General features: G+C 60.6%; 17 protein-coding genes. 3 read left to right on the forward strand and 14 right to left on the reverse strand.

Annotated features, from left to right (window positions below):
* The first annotated feature begins 16 nt into the window (after positions 1 to 16).
* From QM007_RS06045 to QM007_RS06055, 3 genes are all read left to right on the forward strand, one after another.
* Entirely contained in the window at positions 17 to 475 is a 459-nt protein-coding gene (locus tag QM007_RS06045; RefSeq protein WP_283489140.1) for an NfeD family protein, read from the forward strand.
* Between the two features lie 30 nt (positions 476 to 505).
* Positions 506 to 1,630, forward strand: coding sequence for an SPFH domain-containing protein (locus tag QM007_RS06050; RefSeq protein ID WP_283489141.1), 1,125 nt, complete (start codon positions 506 to 508; stop codon positions 1,628 to 1,630).
* 93 nt (positions 1,631 to 1,723) lie between these two features.
* A complete protein-coding gene (locus QM007_RS06055) occupies positions 1,724 to 2,062 on the forward strand; it encodes an RNA polymerase-binding protein RbpA (protein ID WP_135011868.1) in 339 nt (112 codons plus the stop codon).
* Positions 2,063 to 2,126: 64 nt separating this feature from the next.
* Here the strand turns inward: QM007_RS06055 and QM007_RS06060 are convergent, their stop codons facing one another.
* The 14 genes from QM007_RS06060 to QM007_RS06125 all read right to left on the reverse strand — a co-directional run bounded on the left by QM007_RS06060 (position 2,127) and on the right by QM007_RS06125 (position 18,348).
* A complete protein-coding gene (locus QM007_RS06060; RefSeq protein WP_283489142.1) occupies positions 2,127 to 2,861 on the reverse strand; it encodes a polyprenol monophosphomannose synthase in 735 nt (244 codons plus the stop codon).
* A 114-nt stretch (positions 2,862 to 2,975) separates the two neighbouring features.
* Positions 2,976 to 4,025, reverse strand: a complete 1,050-nt coding sequence (locus QM007_RS06065) for a hypothetical protein (RefSeq protein ID WP_283489143.1) — start codon at positions 4,023 to 4,025, stop codon at positions 2,976 to 2,978.
* A 34-nt stretch (positions 4,026 to 4,059) separates the two neighbouring features.
* Positions 4,060 to 6,900 carry a DEAD/DEAH box helicase gene (locus tag QM007_RS06070; protein ID WP_283489144.1) on the reverse strand — a complete coding sequence of 947 codons (2,841 nt, stop codon included), beginning with the start codon at positions 6,898 to 6,900 and terminating at the stop codon, positions 4,060 to 4,062.
* A 107-nt stretch (positions 6,901 to 7,007) separates the two neighbouring features.
* Positions 7,008 to 7,856, reverse strand: coding sequence for a twin-arginine translocase subunit TatC (gene tatC, locus QM007_RS06075; protein WP_283489145.1), 849 nt, complete (start codon positions 7,854 to 7,856; stop codon positions 7,008 to 7,010).
* 101 nt (positions 7,857 to 7,957) lie between these two features.
* Positions 7,958 to 8,212: a Sec-independent protein translocase subunit TatA gene (gene tatA, locus QM007_RS06080; protein ID WP_283489146.1), complete on the reverse strand. Its 255-nt coding sequence runs from the start codon at positions 8,210 to 8,212 to the stop codon at positions 7,958 to 7,960.
* Between the two features lie 5 nt (positions 8,213 to 8,217).
* Positions 8,218 to 8,532: a hypothetical protein gene (locus QM007_RS06085; protein ID WP_283489147.1), complete on the reverse strand. Its 315-nt coding sequence runs from the start codon at positions 8,530 to 8,532 to the stop codon at positions 8,218 to 8,220.
* 146 nt (positions 8,533 to 8,678) lie between these two features.
* Positions 8,679 to 10,628, reverse strand: a complete 1,950-nt coding sequence (locus QM007_RS06090; protein WP_283489148.1) for a helix-turn-helix transcriptional regulator — start codon at positions 10,626 to 10,628, stop codon at positions 8,679 to 8,681.
* A 72-nt stretch (positions 10,629 to 10,700) separates the two neighbouring features.
* Positions 10,701 to 11,102, reverse strand: coding sequence for an FKBP-type peptidyl-prolyl cis-trans isomerase (locus tag QM007_RS06095; protein WP_237185669.1), 402 nt, complete (start codon positions 11,100 to 11,102; stop codon positions 10,701 to 10,703).
* A gap of 38 nt (positions 11,103 to 11,140) precedes the next feature.
* Positions 11,141 to 12,115, reverse strand: coding sequence for an FKBP-type peptidyl-prolyl cis-trans isomerase (locus QM007_RS06100; RefSeq protein WP_283489149.1), 975 nt, complete (start codon positions 12,113 to 12,115; stop codon positions 11,141 to 11,143).
* Between the two features lie 105 nt (positions 12,116 to 12,220).
* Complete coding sequence (pafA, locus tag QM007_RS06105) at positions 12,221 to 13,657, reverse strand: Pup--protein ligase (RefSeq protein ID WP_283489150.1); 1,437 nt, start codon at positions 13,655 to 13,657, stop codon at positions 12,221 to 12,223.
* A 51-nt stretch (positions 13,658 to 13,708) separates the two neighbouring features.
* On the reverse strand, positions 13,709 to 13,906 hold the full coding sequence (locus tag QM007_RS06110; protein WP_283489151.1) for a ubiquitin-like protein Pup: 198 nt from the start codon (positions 13,904 to 13,906) through the stop codon (positions 13,709 to 13,711).
* Positions 13,907 to 13,945: 39 nt separating this feature from the next.
* On the reverse strand, positions 13,946 to 15,538 hold the full coding sequence (dop, locus tag QM007_RS06115; RefSeq protein WP_283489152.1) for a depupylase/deamidase Dop: 1,593 nt from the start codon (positions 15,536 to 15,538) through the stop codon (positions 13,946 to 13,948).
* Between the two features lie 2 nt (positions 15,539 to 15,540).
* Complete coding sequence (gene arc / locus QM007_RS06120) at positions 15,541 to 17,226, reverse strand: proteasome ATPase (protein WP_283489153.1); 1,686 nt, start codon at positions 17,224 to 17,226, stop codon at positions 15,541 to 15,543.
* An 87-nt stretch (positions 17,227 to 17,313) separates the two neighbouring features.
* A complete protein-coding gene (locus QM007_RS06125; protein WP_283489154.1) occupies positions 17,314 to 18,348 on the reverse strand; it encodes a tRNA (adenine-N1)-methyltransferase in 1,035 nt (344 codons plus the stop codon).
* Positions 18,349 to 18,364 lie beyond the last annotated feature (16 nt).

The raw sequence follows: 18,364 nt of genomic DNA on the forward strand, positions 1-18,364 counted from the left end.
CCTGTGGGAGGTACACATGATTGATTGGTTCGCTCAGAACCTCTGGGCTTTCTGGCTCACCGCCGCGATTGTTCTAGCCATTATCGAGATTTTGATGCTCGACTTCGTCTTTCTGATGATGGCCCTAGCTGCCCTGTCGGCAACACTGAGCACCACCTTCCTCGATTCTTTCGTTGGGCAGGTTGTTCTCTTTGCGATTGTTAGTATCGCCCTTCTCTTGGGGCTCCGCCCGCCGCTTATCAAGCGTTTCCATCAAAGCTCACCCAATATCGCAATGAACTCCGATGGACTGGTTGGCCAGGACGCTCTTATTACCCAGACAGTCACCGAGCAAGCCGGTCTTGCCCGTATCGCCGGTGATACCTGGACGGCCCGCCCTGAAAGCAACCAGCTAGTTCTGCCCGAAGGATCAACTGCAACCGTGGTCGCTATTCGCGGTGCAACCGCCTACCTAGCCCCTCACACCAAAAAATAACCTTTAACTTAAAGATTAAGGTCGTAACCTATGACAGCTTCAACCATCACCACAACTATCCTGCTGACAGCCCTCGTCCTCTTGGTGCTCATCACCCTACTTAAGGCTGTGCGCATTATTCCCCAGGCCCGTGCTGGCATCGTCGAACGTCTGGGTAAGTACCACACCACCCTCAACCCCGGCTTCCACGTCACCGTTCCCTTTATCGACCGCGTCCTGCCCCTCATTGACCTGCGTGAACAGGTCGTGTCTTTCCCCGCCCAGTCCGTTATCACCGAAGATAACCTGGTCGTCGGTATCGATACCGTGGTCTATTTCCAGGTGACTGACCCCAAGGCAGCAACCTACGAAATCACCAACTACATCCAGGCAGTAGACGAGCTAACCAGCGCCACCCTGCGCAACGTTGTCGGTGGTCTCAACCTGGAAGAAACCCTGATCTCCCGCGACCAGATCAACAGCGAGCTACGAGGGGTTCTCGACAGCACCACCGGCCGCTGGGGCATCCGCGTCTCCCGCGTCGACATCAAGGAAATTCAGCCCCCGCACTCCATCCAAGACTCCATGGAAAAGCAGATGCGAGCAGAGCGTGACCGCCGAGCCGCAATTCTGACAGCAGAAGGCCAGAAGCAGTCCCAGATTCTAACCGCCGAAGGTGACTCCCGTGCTGCGATTCTACGAGCTGAAGGTGAAAAGCAGTCCCAGATTCTAACCGCTGAGGGTGACGCTAAGGCAGCTATCCTGCGCGCTGACGGTGAAGCCCAGGCTATCCAGAAGGTCTTCCATGCTATCCACGCCTCGAACCCCAGCCAGAAGCTGCTGACCTACCAGTACCTGCAGACCCTACCCAAGCTAGCCGAAGGCGATGCTAACAAGCTCTGGTTCATTCCTACCGAGCTGGGTGATGCTCTGCGCGGTATCGGTAACGCCTTCTCACCCCTGGGTAACGAGGGCGCACCGGAGACCGAGGAGGAATCTACCCCTGCGACTCCCCCGTCCTCTCCCCTGGTTGACACCCCGGTGATCCGCGTGACCCCTGAAGACCTCAACCCCAACCTCGACAAGCTCGACAGCGGCGTTGAAATCCCTCAGGAGGGCGAGCTCCCTACCAGCGAATCAGCTGAGGGCACAGACCCCCACACCCCTGGCACCTAAGGGTTATAATGGGTATTTGGCCTGCACGGTTTACCCGCCTTTGAGCAGTTACAGACCTGCAAGCACTTCAGTCACCGTTAATGGAGGAAGAAAATGAGCGATCGCAGCCTGCGCGGTATGCGCCTGGGTTCACAGTCAATGGAAACCGAATCAGGCGTGGAGCCGGCTCCCCGCCAGCGTGTGGAATACCGCACCGAAGACGGTGAACGAGTCTTCGTTACCTTCGCGCAGGAAGCTGAGATTCCCGCAACCTGGACCGCCAAGTCCGGCAAGGAAGCCTTCCTGGTTTCTGGCGACGGCAAGGTCGAAGAGAACGCTGAAAAGCCCGTTCGTACCCACTGGGACATGCTCCTGGAGCGCCGTAGCGTAGAAGAACTTGAAGAGACCCTGCAGCAGCGTCTTGAGATTTACCGGGAGCGTCACGCCCTCTAGGCTAGCCCCGAAAGTAAAGGGCCCCGCCAGATAACTGGCGGGGCCCTTGGTCTATTAACTTCTATTACTTCTTAATCAGGGAGCGGACGCGCTCTGCTCGGGCGGTCAGGCCCCAGCGGGTTACCTTGGTCATGGAGTCAACGATGATGTTGCCGTCCATCTTGGAGCTGCCGATTTCACGCTCTACAAAGGTGATGGGTACTTCTACAATTTTCAGGCCGGCCTGCTCGGAGCGCCAGGCCAAATCGACTTGGAAGACATAGCCCTTGGAGTCGATGCCTTCGAGGTTGAGCTTCTGCAGGGCTTCGCGGCGGTAGGCGCGGTAGCCAGCGGTGATGTCTTTGACCTTGGTGCCCAGAATCAGGCGGGTATAAAGGTTGGCGCCGCGGGAAAGGATCTGGCGGTGCAGGGGCCAGTTCTTGGTTTTGCCGCCGGATACGTAACGGGAACCTATAGCCAGGTCGGCTCCACTTTCGATAGCCTGCAGGAGCAGGGGCAGCTGTTCGGGCTGGTGGGAACAGTCGGCGTCCATCTCAACGAGCACGTCGTAGCCAGCTTCTAGGCCCCAGTCAAAGCCTGCCAGGTAGGCGCCACCTAATCCGTCCTTGACGGTGCGGTGGAGAACGTTGATGTGGCTGTCTTCTGCTGCCATGGAGCCGGCAAGCTGGCCGGTGCCGTCGGGGCTGTTGTCGTCGACAACGAGGATGTCGCAGTCGGGTACGGCTGCTCGCAGGCGCTCTACTACAATGGGAAGGTTTTCCTTCTCATTGTAGGTAGGGATTACGGTTAGTACTCGCATGCGGTCTCCTTGTCATGGCCCATCCGAATCGTGGGACGGGGTGTAAACCAGTTTTTCATTATATAGGGTGCAGGTGCCCGAGCGTGTATCGCGGGCCTGGGTCTGAGGTGACGCCTAGCCCACTTTGTGGCCGCTGCGGTACAGGCTGACCAGGTCGGGGTGGGGTACATCGGGGGCCAGGACAGGGAGCAGAGGGGTTCGGGCGCGCGGGTCGGTGCTCCAGGCTGCGATGCGGCTGTCGGGGGTCTGCACGATGAGTTCGGTGATGGTCCAGAGGGCGCAGTGGGCGGGGGCTCCGGGCACGAGCTGGCCGGTGAAGGGGTTAGGGGCGGACGCCGCCCGGTAGACAGCGCGGGTGCAAGCGGAAAAAGCGGCGCGAGCCGACACGGCCTGTTCTGTCTGAGCGGGGTTAACGGCGGAATTCACCAGCTCCCAGCCCAACCGTGAGGGCCGGGCACCGGGGTCTGACCCTAGGGTAACTGCAGCCCCCGCAGCCAGGGCCCGGCCAAAGGCTTCACCGGAGCGGTCGAAGTCGCCTGAGAAACCGAGGGCGACCTGTAGGTTTTTAGCTTGTTCCAGGTCGCTTTGGGCTAGCTCGGTGAGACCCTCTAGGCTGGGGCTGATATGTAAACGAGTGAGGCTATCCAGAGGCTCCAGCACTGCCAGGTACTCCCCTACCTGAGACTCATCGGTGACCACCAGCATCAGTTGCAGACGCTGCTCAGCCAGGGACGCCAGAACCTGCGGGTTGAGCTCTCCCGGGGATGAGACAAAGATTCCGCGGACGCCCGCAGACAGCTCCCTGCTCCCCTCAAGGCTGCCTACGGGAAGGTAGTAGTCAGCAGCTACCGCAGGGTGAGCTGCCGGGAGCTCCTGCGCGAAATCAGTGAGCAGCAGGCGGGCATAACCGTAGCCAGCTGCCGCTAACTCATCGAGCAGGGCGGGAGCGTCCGCCCCAGTTGTAGAAGCCGCCGCCAGAGCAAAGCTGGGGGTGACCAGGCGTCCGCCCAGCTCCTGCACGGTCATGGAGGAATCCGCGATGGAGCGGGCACCGGCGTCCTGCCCCACCCACTCCACCTGCCCCTCGTTCATGACCAGGGCGGTAGCAAAGGGGTCAGCGGGGCTGTAGACAGAGCCATCGAGCATGACAGTTGCGGGCATCATTGCCGTCCTTTCACAATACTGACAGTAAAACAGACTAAAGCTGGGTTGCTACCACGCCACGGCGCAGCAGGTTGATAGCGGCCTCGCACTGGGTGCGCAGCTGGGGGTCAGACGAAGCCACGTGGGCAATCTGATCAAGGCTGTCGATGACCTGCTTGGTCCAGCGCACGAAGTCGCCAGCGGCCAGGTCGGTACTATCGATAGCCTGGGCGAGGCTCTTGCCCCCCGCCCATTTATAGACGGGCCAGACCATGCCGAAATCAGGCGAGGCGGTCTGCGGTAGCCGGTGGAGTTTTTCGGCGTCGTTAAGCTTGCTCCAGTGCTTCAGCACGGTCATCAGCGCCCCCTCAACCCCGTGACCAGGGTAGCGAGACAGCAGACCCAACTCATCGCGTTTAGCCTCATAGACCAGGGCTGAAACCACCGCAGCAGTAGAAGCTGGGTCAAGGCCCTGCAAGAAACCGTCTTCGAGGCAGAGGGAGGTCAGCAGGTCCTTTTCACCGTAAACCCGACGCAAGGAGACACCTCGGGCGGTGAGCACACGACGCCCCTCCACCGTCTCAACGTAACCGTAGCTAGCCAGTAGCTGGGTGATGCGCTCAAAGACCTGGGCGATAGTGTTAGTGCGGCGCTCAATCTGACGTCGCAGACCATCTGTATCGCGCGACAGTCGGTACCAGCGCTCAGCCCACCGGGCATGATTCTCGCGGTCAGAGCACCCGTGGCAGGGGTGGCTGCGCAGGGCCCGGCGCAGCTCTTCAATCTTCTGTTCGTCCCCGCGCTCGCGCTCGTTAAAGTACTTCTTCTGAGATCCCGAGCGGGCAGGGAGCCCCTGATAGAGGGCCTCACGCATACGAGAGGCCATGTCCCGGCGATCCTTGGGAGTCCTACCGGTGAACTTCTTTGACACCTTAATCTTTGAAACCGGCAGAACAGGCCCGTCAAGGTCGCGGGGGTCAAGGCGGCGCAGCTGCGCCGCCATCGTCAGAATGGACGGCCGAGGGTCGTCCAGAGACTCGGCCCTGGCCAGCACCACGGCGGGGCCCGCATTACGGCCTCGGGGAATCTCGATAATATCGCCGGGCAGCAGATCAAGGACGGACGCCACCGCCTGAGACTGCCGCAAACGACTACGGCCCTTCTCGGCCTTTTTCTCAAGGTCAGAAAGATCTCGGCGGATACGTGCGTACTCGGTAAAGTCACCCAGATGGCAAGTCATCGCCTCTTCAAAACCTGCTAGAGCCTTTTCGTTCTTCCTCACCCGAGAAGCTACCCCCACCACCGACTTATCGGCCTGGAACTGGGCAAAGGAACTTTCCAGAATCTTCTTGGTGCGCTCAGTGCCAAACTGGGCAATCAGGTTGGCGCTCATATTGTAGGTGGGCTTGAAAGAGGAGTTGAGGGGGTAAGTACGCTTCGAGGCTAGGCCCGCTACCTGCTGGGGCTCTAGACCGGGGCGCCACATGACCACAGCGTGCCCCTCAATGTCGATACCGCGGCGGCCCGCGCGTCCGGTCAACTGGGTGTACTCCCCCGGCGTGATATCCACGTGGGTCTCACCGTTGAATTTGGTCAGCTTCTCTAGCACCACCGACCGGGCCGGCATATTGATACCCAGCGCCAGGGTCTCGGTCGCAAAGACCATGCGAATGAGCCCCTCCGAGAAGAGGGTCTCAACAACCTCCTTGAAGACCGGCAGCAGGCCCGCATGGTGGGCCGCTACACCCCGCATCAGGCCCTCACGCCACTCGTAAAAACCCAGCACCGCCAGGTCACTGGTCTCAAGGCTAGCGGTAGCCTCAGCGACATAGGCCCGAATAGCCTGGGCCTCAGCCTCGGTTGTTAGGCGAATATCGGCATCGATACACTGCGACACCGCAGCATCGCAGCCCACCCGCGAGAAAATAAAACAAATACCGGGCAACAGGCCCGCCTTATCGAGGGAGCGAATCATCTCTGGGCGGCTAATGCGCTGGGGGCGGACGGGGGCGCTCGCCTCGTCCACGCCGCTGCGGCGCTCGCGATCATAGACCTGGGACTGATAGCCCTGGTTACGACTGCGTTTGCCCTTGCCCAGGCGGGAGAAGGACTTACCGCCCGGGCCCCGAGAAGGGCGGGGGCGGCGTCCTACCCGCACCAGCTCCGGGTTGACCTCGGGCAGGTCGGTGGCGGCTGCGGCGTCCTCTACGGTGGTGTCGCCTGCGAAAAGGTCCATGAGGTGGCGGCCCACCATCACGTGCTGCCAGAGGGGAACCGGGCGATGTTCAGAAACGATAATGTCGGTCTGCCCGCGCACGGTATCGAGCCAGGCACCGAACTCCTCGGCGTTAGAGATAGTGGCCGATAGGGCGATAACAGAGATCGATTCAGGCAGGTGAATAATGCACTCTTCCCACACCGCCCCGCGGGAGCGGTCAGCTAGGTAATGTACCTCGTCCATCACCACATAGCCCAGATTGGCCAGAGTGGCGGAGTCTGCATAGAGCATGTTGCGGAGAACCTCGGTGGTCATCACGACCACGGGGGCTTCGGAGTTAATGGAGGTATCGCCGGTCAGCAGCCCCACGGCGTCCTCACCGTAGGCTGCCACCAGGTCGTTGTACTTCTGGTTACTCAGAGCCTTAATAGGCGTAGTGTAGAAGGCCTTTTTGCCCTGGGAGAGGGCCAGATAGATAGCGAACTCCCCCACGATTGTCTTGCCCGCCCCTGTGGGGGCAGCGACCAGCACTCCCCTGTCTTCCTCAACCGAGGTGCAGGCCCGGCGCTGGAAGTCATCCAGGTCAAAGCTCAGGGTCTGCTCAAAGCGGTAGAGGGCGGTCTTTGAGAAGGTGGCGCGTTCTTTGGCGCGCAGGTACTGTTCAGCGTAGCTAGCCATACGTCTAATCTTAGGCGGTAGATTTCGGCCAGGGGCACCCCGCAGTTAGCTTTCGTTCCAGCGCGAACAAAAAACCGCCCCGGCACGGCCTGCCGGGACGGATAAGTTTAGGAGCGACCGAGCTGGTCGAGTTCTTCGAGGCTGGTGGCTCGGTTGAGCTCGTCGTCAGTAAGGCCTTCTGCCAATTTGGCGTTGCGACGGTCGCGGCGCTTGTCGTTGAGCATAGCGATACCTATAGCGACAAAGAAGAAGAAAATCAGGGGAACCATGAGGTAGAGCATGGACATAATGTCGTTACCTGGTGCAGCCATAGCAGCGAGTAGGGCAACAAGAACAACAACCCAGCGCCAAGATTTCAGAATAGTTTTACCCCTAATCAGGCCGATGAAGTTAAGACCTACCAGAATGACGGGCAACACAAAGGCGATGCCGAAGACCAACAGGAATTTGACCACAAAGCTGACGTAGACGTCGGCGGTAAAGAGGTTGGTGGCACCGTCGGGGCTGAACATGGTCAGGGTGCGGACGGCGGTGGGCAGCACCCACCAGGCCAGGCCGGTTCCGAAGAGGAACATGGGGATGGCGGTGAAGGTGAAGCCCAGGGTGTAGAGCTTTTCCTTACGGTAGAGGGCCGGGGTGATGAAGGCCCAGAGCTGGTAGAGCCAGACGGGGCTTGCAATGACCAGACCGATGTAGAGGGAGATACGCACCATCTGGTCGAAGGGAGATGTTGCGGTGGAGTAGTTCAGGGCAGCGGTGCGGCCAGCTTCGGTGTTGATGGCGTAGACCGGGGCGCTGATGGCCTCCATGAAGGGCTCGTAGAGGAAGAAGCCGCCGATAGCGCAGATAAAGGTAGCAACAGCCGCTTTAATCAGGCGGTTGCGGAATTCGCGAAAGTGCTCGCCGAGGGCCATGGTGGCCTGGGGGTTATTCTTTCGGCTGGTTGATTTAGCCATAGGTGCCTTCTACTGAAACTCTGGGAGCCCATAAACCCGTGCCCTGGGTGGCCAGGGCACGGGTCGGGCGGTTAACTCACGAACGCTCTAGGGGCGAGAACTTAGTTCTGTGAGCCCTTGTTCTGGTCGGTGGTGGGGTTGTTGATAACCTCACCGGAAACGACTGAGCCGTTGGTACCACCGTTTGCTTCGTTGTTCTTCTTGGAGTCGTTCTTCAGGCCGTCAACTTCTGACTTGAAGATACGCATGGACTGGCCGAGGCTGCGGGCCATGCCGGGGAGCTTGGGGGCACCAAAGAGCAGGATGATGATGACAAGGAGGATGATGAGATGGACGGGTCCGAGGTTACCGAGCACGAGCGTCACCTTTCTTGAAGACGTTTGAGGTCTCCGACGAGTTGGGGCTGTCCGAGTTCGTCGCGGCGCTGTGAGCGGCGGCGGGCTCGGTCGAGCGTTCGAGTGTTTTTGCCCTGGATGTAGTCTGCGTAGGCGGTTCCTACCGGGGTGAAAAGAGCCGGTTGAGGTTCTTCTCTGAGGGGCTGGGCGTGGCTAGCCTGCCCAAGTGCATCTGTAATGCTGGACTCCCAGTCTTGGGCGGCATCGAGTGCCCCTAAGGCTTTGCGGAAGACGCGGTATAGCAGCCAGGCTAGCAGGCAGAGCGAGCTCACTACGAGCACGGTCCACAAAACTATCCAAAACCACCAAGGCATAGTGACAATTATATATCCCAAGCGGCTTTAGTTTTGAGAATATTTTGCTGTGGGCTTGCACCGATTCTGCTGGGATGTGGGTGTGTAATGTGCGGGTCAGTTGTTTGTGCCCCCTAGTCACCCAGTAGCTCTAGTAGGTCTTGCCGCAGATAGGCAGGGGTGAGCAGGCGGACGGTCGGGCCCAGGTCAATGAGCAGGTGAAGGGCCCAGGCGGTGTGGGCGACAGGTATTTTGTAGAAGGTCACACCGTTTTCTTCGGCTGTTTCAAGGGCGTAGCGGTAGAGGGTACTGTGGGTTTTTTCGCGCTGGGCTACCGGCAGGCTTTTAGCCACAGCCAGAATCATGGTCTCGGCAGCTACCTGGCCGCTGGTCAGCTGGGTGAGCCAGCTGCGAGGGCTAACGGGGGCGGACGCGTCCTCCCCCGCCTCAAGGCCAGTCAGCACCTGCTGAGTGAAGCTATCACCCTCGACCGGGGCCATACTCAAGATCTGGTCAAGCCTAAAGTGCCGCACCTGCCTGCTCAAGCGACACCAGGCTTGCAGGTAGCGGGGCCCGTTATCAACGATGAGAGCCAGTGGTTCAAGCACGCGGTGGGTCACTGAGCGGTGGGAACGGTAGGTAATTTCGAGCGGTATCTTGTCGTCGAGAGCCCGCTGAATCATTGGGTCAAGGTCAGCCCGGTAGACGCCCACCCGCTCAGGCATGGGAGCAAGGCCGGGGGCAGTCTCCCCAGCAACCGAGGCCCATACCTTCTGGCGCAGGTGGCTGTAAAAGGACTCCGTATCGAGGCTGGCCGATAGGTCAAGAGCTAGGCTCAGCACCAGGGCCTCGGTTGCAGTCAGTGACACACCGCGGGTCAACACCTGCTGCCCCCGCAGGGTCACAAACCCAGCCGAGTCAATGTCTAGATCCAAGGACTCAAACCCAACACTGCTGGCTAAGCCTTCCAGCTGGGTACGAGCCTTCTGCTCCGTCGTTGAAAAGAAATCTGCCAGGGTAGCAAGGGGCAGGCCCCCGGTACTCTCAATCAGGGACACCATGAGCAGAAGCCTCATGAGCTGGTCAGAAGCACTTTCACGGGCCCGCTGAGCAGCTACGGGCTTCCAGGCCTTAGTCCGTTCAGGAAGAACAATATCGGCTACCGGGGCATGCCAAGCCCGCAAAACCTGCCGAAGCCTTTCCTCTTCATCAGCGACCTTTTGCTGGTAGTCCCCTACCACACCAAGAGCCGACGTGCCCTCCGGAAGCCGGTGGGTGCGTCCGCCCTTCATCGCCTGCAGGGCAGACTCCACCACCCCGTAGGACGGAGCCAGCTGCACCCCGTCCACCCCCTTCCCGGGCAGCAGGGGCACGGTAGCTACCTGCGGAACCTGCTCAGGTTCAAGCGCGGCCAACTCCCGCACCATCGAAAAAGAGGCAGGGGGCTGCGGCCCCTCAACAGCCAAAACAGACAAACCCACTGCCCGATCAAGCCTAAAAATACGCCGCCCCTGACGGGCCCGATCCCAGCCCACCAAGTACCAGTGACCAAAACGCAAACCCAGGCCCCAGCAGGCAACCGCGCGCACCTCGTCCCTACCGGCATAGCGAAAACTCACACCCTTACCCTCAGCCACCGCCGCCAGGCACTCAGCAACCCCGGGAACCGTGGTAAACCGGGCAGGCTCCCCCAGCTCACCACCCAGACGCTGGCCCATACTCGCCCCCACCTTGAGCAGGGCAGCACGAGCCAACCGCTCCACCTCGGTACCCTCCCAGGCTCGCGCACAGTGGCTCAGCACCACCACGTCCAAGGCAGAAAAATCAGCCACCGCCTGCGACCTAGCCTCAAGCCGATACACATAACCCAGCCGAGAACGATCAGCCCGCTCAGCTACCAGCTCAACGCCCAGGGCCCGCAAAACCTGCTTATCGCGCTCAAACATACGCTCAAACGCAGCATCGGTCGCCGCCTGGTCATAGCCCGGCACCCGCTGGCGCACAGCATCCCGGTCCAGCCCCCAAGGGGCAGACGAGAGCACATCAAGTAAGGCAGCAGCACGTTCAACAGCTTTAGAAGTCACATACATAAAGATAGCCCCCGGCTCTATCGAACCGGGGGCCAAACACGCTCAGGAACAGGCCCACAGCGAGAATTAACGCTTGATGACGTCTACCAAGTCAACCACGAAAATCAGTGATTCGTTAGGGCCAATAGCAGAACCGGCACCGCGGGAACCGTAAGCCATCTCGCTGGGAATCTCCAGACGACGGCGGCCGCCCACCTTCATACCTAGCAGGCCCTCGTCCCAGCCGCGGATCACCATACCGACACCGACCTGGAAACGCAGGGGCTCACCGCGACCCCAGGAAGAGTCAAACTCTTCACCGGTGGAGAAAGCTACACCCACGTAGTGGGCTGACACGGTATCGCCAGCCTCAACGACCTCACCAGCACCCTCAATCTCATCGATGATAATGAGCTCTTCGGGGGTGCCACCTTCGGGGAAGTCGATTTCGGGCTTGCTACGGTCGAGATTACGCTGACCAAATGACATGAGGTTTTACCTTTTCTAATCGAGTGATAACAGAGGCCTTATTCGCTGGCTGAGGCGCTAGCTGATGCTGCAGCGGTGCGGGTGGGTGAGGAGCCCAGGATGTCTACCACGAAGACCAGGGCGCCTTCGGGGGCACCGCTGGTGGCGGCGTCCTCACCGTAGGCCAGCTCGCTGGGGATGACCAGCAGGACGCGGGAACCGACGGTCTTACCGGCCAGGCCCTGCTTCCAGCCCTCAATGACGCCGTTCAGGGAGAGGGCGGTGGGGGTAGCGCCGAAGTTGCCGTCGAACTGGGCGCCATCTGACCAGGTCACGCCAACATAGTTGACGTAGAGGGTATCGGATTCACTCACAGTTGCACCGGTGCCAGTGATGAGGTCTTCGGTGTAAAGCTCGGTGGGGGCATCGCCGCGGTCTGCTGACAGGGTCAGGGTGGCGGTGCCGTCATCGGCCAGGGAGAAGCTTTCCAGGGCGGATGACTTCTTCTCGTTCTCGGTGCCTTCAGCGCTCTTGAGCAGCTTACCGGAGACGGTGTAGACCTCAACGTTGGTGGCGGTGCCTGCTGAAACGGTGGGGGTTGCCTCAGCGGTTGAGGTGGAGGCGGTATCGATATTGGTGGAGTAAGAGAAGGACATACCGACCTTTGAGCCGATCAGAATGTCGTAGAGCTCGGGGGCAGCGTTCTTCAGATCTTCGCCCACGGGGATAATCATGGGTGCGTCGGTGTAGGTGGTGCCCAGGGAGGTGCCATCGGCCCCGTTGAAGACGGTAGCGTCAACGAGCAGGCTGTCGCCGTCTTCGATGGTGGCGCCGTTGCCGTCCTCAATCTTGTAGGCTTCGGTGCCGTTGGCTGCGAAGGGGGTTGCGAAGGAAACCGAGGGTTCTGCGGTTGCCCCGTTCATGGAGTAGTCGACATCTGAGAGGCTGCTGCCGCTACCGGAGCCGCCGCAGGCAGACAGGACGAGGGCGAGCACGGCGCCGCTGGATGCGAAAAGGGCTGACTTTTTCTTCACTGGTTTCACTTTCCTTGAGGTTGCGCTCTTCAGCAGAACGCTTTTCTTCACCGCGTACATACTAGCGGATAGAGCTGGGTGGGGTCTGGTAATTCGCCCTATAGCCTAAATAAAGGGCGGGGACCAGGTATCGCCCGGCCCGAGGTTGAGGGTTGCCAGCAGGTCGTCCATGGCGGTACTTTCGGTGGCGAAGGGGTCCTTGCACATGACGGTCAGGTGGGGCTGGTTGTTGAGCTTGAGGTGGACCCAATCCACAGTAAAGGGCTCCCCTGCCTTACGGGCGGCACTGATGAAGCGACCGCGTAAGGCCGCCCGGGTGGCAGGCGGATGTACGGTGGCGTGGGCAATCTCATCGTGGCTGACCAGGTTCTTGACCAGGCCCTTGCGAGTCAGCAGGCCAAAGACACCGCGGGTAGGGTCGATATCGTGGTAAGCCAAATCAAGCTGCTGGATTTTGGGGTCGTCGTAGCCGCTGGCCCCGCGGGCGATGTAGGTATCAAGCAGCTTCTTTTTGATGGCCCAGTCGATTTCGGTATCGATACGGGAGGTATCGCCGCTTTCCACCGCGTCCAGGACCCGGCCCCAGAGATCCAGAATGTAGGGTACGTCCTTATGGTGGGCCCCCTTTTCTTCCACGTACCGGCAGGCGGCACTGTGGTAGTGGCGTTGCAGGGTAAGGGCATTGGCTTCACGGCGGCCGTCCGCCAGGGGGAAGGTGGCTGTGCCGGTCAGGTCGTGGGAGATGACGCGCAGGGCGGTGGCTGTGTCTTTGATTTCGAAGTTCTCAAGGGGGTAGTAGTCCTCAAGCATGCGCAGAACCAGATCTGTGGCACCGAGCTTAAGCAAGGTGGTGGCCTGAGACATGTTGGAATCCCCGTTGATCACATGCATGCGACGATAGAGGGAGGCATCGGCGTGGGGCTCATCGCGGGTGTTGATGATGGGGCGGGCCCGGGTGGTGGCGGTGGAAGACCCTTCCCAGATGTAGTCGGCGCGCTGGGAGAAGGAGAAGCTGGGCTGCCCCTCTGCCCCGAGCGGACGTCCGCCCCACTGCGGGGGGCCTGCCGGGTGTACCTTACCCGCCCCCACCACAATTTGGCGGGTAATCAGGAAAGGAATGAGGGAGCGGACCAGGCGGGAGAACTCCACCTTGCGCTCTAGCATGTAGTTCTCGTGGGATCCGAAAGAGTTGCCCGCCGAGTCAACATTGTTTTTGAAGAGGAAGATCTGCCCCTGATAGCCCTCTGTTTCGAGGGAATCTTCTGCCTGGTTGACCAGGTCATTGAGCAGGTACTCCCCCGCCTTGTCCTGAATCAGGGCATCGCGGACCGAGGCGGTCTCGGCCGTGGCGTATTCGGGGTGGGACCCCACATCGAGGTAGAGTCGCCCGCCGTTGGGCAGGAAGACGTTGGAGGAACGCCAGGTGTCTACCACCGGCTTGAAGAGCTTGCGGGCGGCTTCTTCTGGGGCCAGGGGGCCAAGCCCTTTCGGGATGTATCTGATGCCGAACTCGGTTTCGATGCCGAATATTCTGCGTTCCACGGGTCTTCCTTAGGCGTTAGAGCGAATGCTGGCTGCTGGTGGGGGCTGGGCCTACTGGCCGCCCTTTTGGACGAAGCCCTTGACGAAGTCTTCGGCGTTTTCTTCGAGCACGCCGTCAATTTCTGCCAGCAGGTCATCGATGTCTGATACTGCCTGCTCGTTCACCTCGGTGTTCTGCTGGGCGATGGCTACCTCTTCTACCTGCTGGGAGGTGGTTGAAGTGGTGTTCTGGCGCTGGATGCGGTCCATGATGTCTCTCTTTCTGTGGGGGTATGAGGGCTAGCTGTGCTACTGGCCGGACAGTAGGGCAAAAAGCTGGTCTGCGTGCTCTAGCCCCAGGTGGGGTTCAACGATTTCGGCGGTAAAGTGCTCGGGGTTATCCATGGTCAGGCGATGCAGGTCGATGGAAAGCGGGTTGCGTACCGAGAGGGTGTCCCAGTTGGCTCCCACGACCTCATCGGGCCAGGTGGTGATGAGCTTACCCCGTAAGTAGGCGCGGGTATCGCGCGGTGGTTCGGCTGCTGCCCGGGCGATGTCTTCGGGGCTGAAGAGGGTCTTCATGCGACCCAGGGCTACCAGCTTGTGGTAGAGGCCCTTGCCGGGGCGGACGTCCGAATACTGCAGGTCGATGGCGGCCAGCTTGGGGTTATCCCAGCTCAGGCCCCGGTCAACGTAGCCCTTCAGTAGGGCGTACTTGGCAGCCCAGTCCAGGCGGTCGGCCAGGGACAGGGGGTTATCTGCCAGGGCCTCTAGCACCTCGCCCCAGAGCTGCAGAATCTCAGCGGTTGCCTCATCGGGATTGGTCTCTAGCGCAATGGCAGCCTCGAGGTAGGCCCGCTGAATCTGCAGGGCGCTCATGCTGCCCCCGTCCGCGAGAGGCAGCTGGGCGCTCAGGGTCAGGTCGTGGCTGACCGTGTGCATGGCAGCAACAGGATCAGCCAGTTTGATGGTGGGAGCGGTCTTGGCCTCGATGAGGTTCAGCACCAGGGACATGGTGCCGAACTTGAGCAGGTTGGAGGTGTGCGATAAGTTAGCGTCGCCGGTGATCACGTGCAGGCGGCGGTAGCGGTTGCTGTCGGCGTGGGGCTCGTCGCGGGTGTTAATCAGCGGGCGGCGGACGGTGGTTTCCAGCCCGACGGTGCGCTCAAAGAAGTCAGCGCGCTGGGATATCTGAAAACCTGCCTGCTCCCCGGAAGTGCCCAAGCCCAGCCGTCCTGCCCCCACCATGACCTGGCGGGTCGCGAAGAAGGGCAGCAGGCTAGCTGCCAGGTACTCAAAATCGACGGTGCGGGGCACCAGATAGTTCTCGTGGGAACCGTAAGACTGGCCCTTACCGTCCGTATTGTTCTTGTAGAGGTTGACCGCGGGCATAGCCGAGCTCTGGCTAGCGGTCACCTTTTCAATGGTGGCTACGGTTTGTGCGGCGATGTGGTCGCCTGCCGCATCCCAGAGGACGGCGTCGCGCGGGTTAGTCACCTCGGGCGAGGAGTACTCGGGGTGGGCATGATCCACGTAGAAACGGGCCCCGTTGGGCAGAATCGAGTTCATGGTGACCGCGTCCCAGTCGATACGCTCAGCAAAATGCCCGGCCTCGCTCAGGGCTTCTGCTGCGATGTCTTCGCTGGTAAGCACGTGGGCGGTATCGGTTAGCTGGGTGGGGTGGGCCTGCTCGCGCGGCATGTCAAAACCGCGGGCATCGGCTAGCGGTGCTTCTGAACCGTACTCCCAGCGGGTCTCAAGGGCAGCTGAGAGCTCCTGCTTGAAAAGGGTGTCGTAGGTGTTAACCACAAAGGCAGAGAGTACCGTGGGGTTGGCGTGGGGCTTTGCCGGGGCGTGCACCCCGTACTCGGTCTCGGCCCCCATAATACGGCGAACAGTCATCGCTAGACCCCCGCTCCGGTATCGACGGCACGAGCCGGGGCTGCGTTGAGAACGCGCAGACGAATGTTGAGGGTGGAGAGGACGTCCTCAATTTCGCTGGCCTGGGGCACTTCGACCTGGTCTTCAAATTCTGCGCGCACGGCCTCAAGCAGGTGCTCGGTGCTGATGCCCTCAGCCCCGGTAGACAGGTAGGACTTAATCGCCAGCTTCTTCGCCTGATCGACGATATTGCGGATTACGGCGCCCGAGAGGAAATCGCCCCTGAAGAGCCAGCGGCTCACGCCGTTCTCTAGGTCAACGCTGATATAGCGGTTCGCCGGCTCAGCGGAGAAGAGGTGGTCAATGACCGTCTCAATCATGCTGGCAACCGCCTGCTGCTGGGACCCAGCTCTTGCCACCTCAGCCTGACTGATGGGCAAATCCTCGGTGAGGTACAGCCCGAAAATTTCGGCAGCGCCAGCCCGGTTGGGGCGGTTAATACGAATTTTCACGTCCAAACGCCCCGGGCGCAACACAGCCGGGTCAATCATGTCTTCGCGGTTGGTCGCACCAATCACAATGACGTTATCCAGACTCTCAACCCCGTCAATTTCAGCCAGAAGCTGGGGCACGATGGTGGTTTCTACATCCGAAGACCGACCCGAACCGCGGGTGCGGAAGAGCGACTCCATCTCGTCAAAGAAAACCACCACGGGGTGGCCCGCTCGTGCCTTGTCGCGGGCAGCAGAGAAGATATCGCGAATCTGACGCTCGGTCTCACCCACATACTTATCCAGCAACTCCGGGCCCTTGATGTTCAAGAAGTAGCCGGTCTTTTTACCATTCTCAGAGCGCTCCGCAGCCCGCGCAGCCAGAGAGTTAGCCACAGCCTTAGCAATCAGGGTCTTACCGTTGCCGGGAGGGCCATACAGCAAGATACCCTTGGGCGGGGTCAGGCGGTACTGGCGGTAAATATCGGGGTGCAAGAAAGGCAGCTCAACGGCGTCCCTAATCAGGTCAATCTGGTCACCCAGACCACCGATATTGTCATAGGTAACATCGGGCACCTCTTCCAGCACCAACTCCTGGGCATCGGTATGGGGAACCAGGGAGGTCACCATCTGAATACGCGAATCGTAGGTAACGGTATCCCCCACCCGCAGCTCGTCCGGGTCCAGGGCACCCGAAATACGGGCCACAGCCTTAGACTGGTTGGGCAGGTCAACCACCAGGTGATCGTGATCGAGCACCTCCCGCACCGTCACCACATCACCGTAGCCTTCGAACCCCAGCGATACCACGGCCTGGGTCTGCTCGTTGAGCAGGACGGTCATACCCGGCTTCACCTGCGCAATCGGCAGCAGGGGTGAGCAGGTGATACGCACCAGACGGCCGCCCAAGAGAACATCAAGATGCTCCTCAATCTCAGCCGGAGTCTTACCCTCGGCAAGATCCTGGTAGGTCATCATCGCCCCGTGTACCCCCAGCACCAGGGCAGAGTTCAGCGGCGGAACCACCTCCTGAGCCAGCGCCATGCGCAGATGCTCAATCTCGTTCTTCGTCTTGGTCAGAGCCGTCACCAGCTTCTGGTTGCGCTCGCCAGCCGCCCGCAACTGCCGATCAAGATTGCGGCGATTATCGTTAGCGATATTGAGCTGCCGCAGAATACGCTCGTAATCTACCGACGAAACGGTTAAACGTTCACTCATGCTGGGGCACTTCTTTCTGGTGACCACTCACCGGTGAGTCAGAACCCCGCCACCCCAAACGTCGGGTGGCGGGGCCGTCATGGGGTTTTAGTTTTCGGAATCCTGGTCGGCCTGCGCTGCCTCAGCCTTCTGGGCGGCAGAGGCGGCCTTTTCAGCCAGGTTCAGGGCATCTCGGCCTGCCCGGCGGAGCTTACGGTCAGAGACGTTACGCTCACCCAGGGCTGCGGGAGTCCAGGCGTTCATATCCTCTTCTGAGAAATCGGTCTTTGAGGCGCGGCGCTTGGGGGCAAGACGCTCTGCCCCGTCAGCTAGACGGCGGGCGGTAATAAGGAAGCCGGTGTGGGCTACCATGCGGTGGTCGGGGCGCACGGCCAGGCCCTCTACGTGCCAGCCTCGCACCATGGTTTCGTGGGATTCGGGCTCGGTGAAGCGGCCATCGGCGCGCAGGGCCTCAGCCACGCGGGAGAGCTGGGTGACGGTTGCAACGTAGCAGATGATGACGCCGCCGGGCGCCAGGGCGGTGGCTACGGCATCCAGGCACTCCCAGGGGGCCAGCATGTCGAGAACAGCTCGATCTACAGAACCGGGCTCCTCAACCTCTCCCAGGGCCTCAGCCAGATCGCCCAGAGTCAAGGACCAGGCGGGATGTTCTCCACCAAAGAAAGTTTCGATATTGCCCCGGGCAATGTCGGCAAACTCCTCACGGCGCTCAAAAGAACGCAGGTGGCCACCGTCGCCTACAGCGCGTAGCAGGGCAATCGACAGGGCGCCGGAACCGACACCGGCCTCAATCACGCGGGCACCGGGGAAGATATCGGCCATCGCCACAATCTGACCGGCGTCCTTGGGGTAAACCACCGCAGCGCCACGGGGCATAGACAGCACAAAATCCTTGTACAGCGGGCGCAGGGCCTGGAACTTGAACCCCTCAGAGTTCTCAATGACGGCGCCCTCAACGTTACCGATCAGCTCACTGTGCCTAAAGAAACCGCGGTGGGAGTGGTACTCCCCGCCCTCAGCCAGGGTAATGGTAGTCATGCGTCCGCGTTCGTCGGTTAGCTGGACGCGCTCTCCCGGGCGGAAAGGGCCACGGCGGTTGACGCTACCGGTAGGGGTACTCATAAGGTCAGATTTCTCT

Origin of the sequence: Rothia sp. SD9660Na, assembly GCF_030064065.1 — a bacterium.
Taxonomy (GTDB): Bacteria; Actinomycetota; Actinomycetes; order Actinomycetales; family Micrococcaceae; genus Rothia.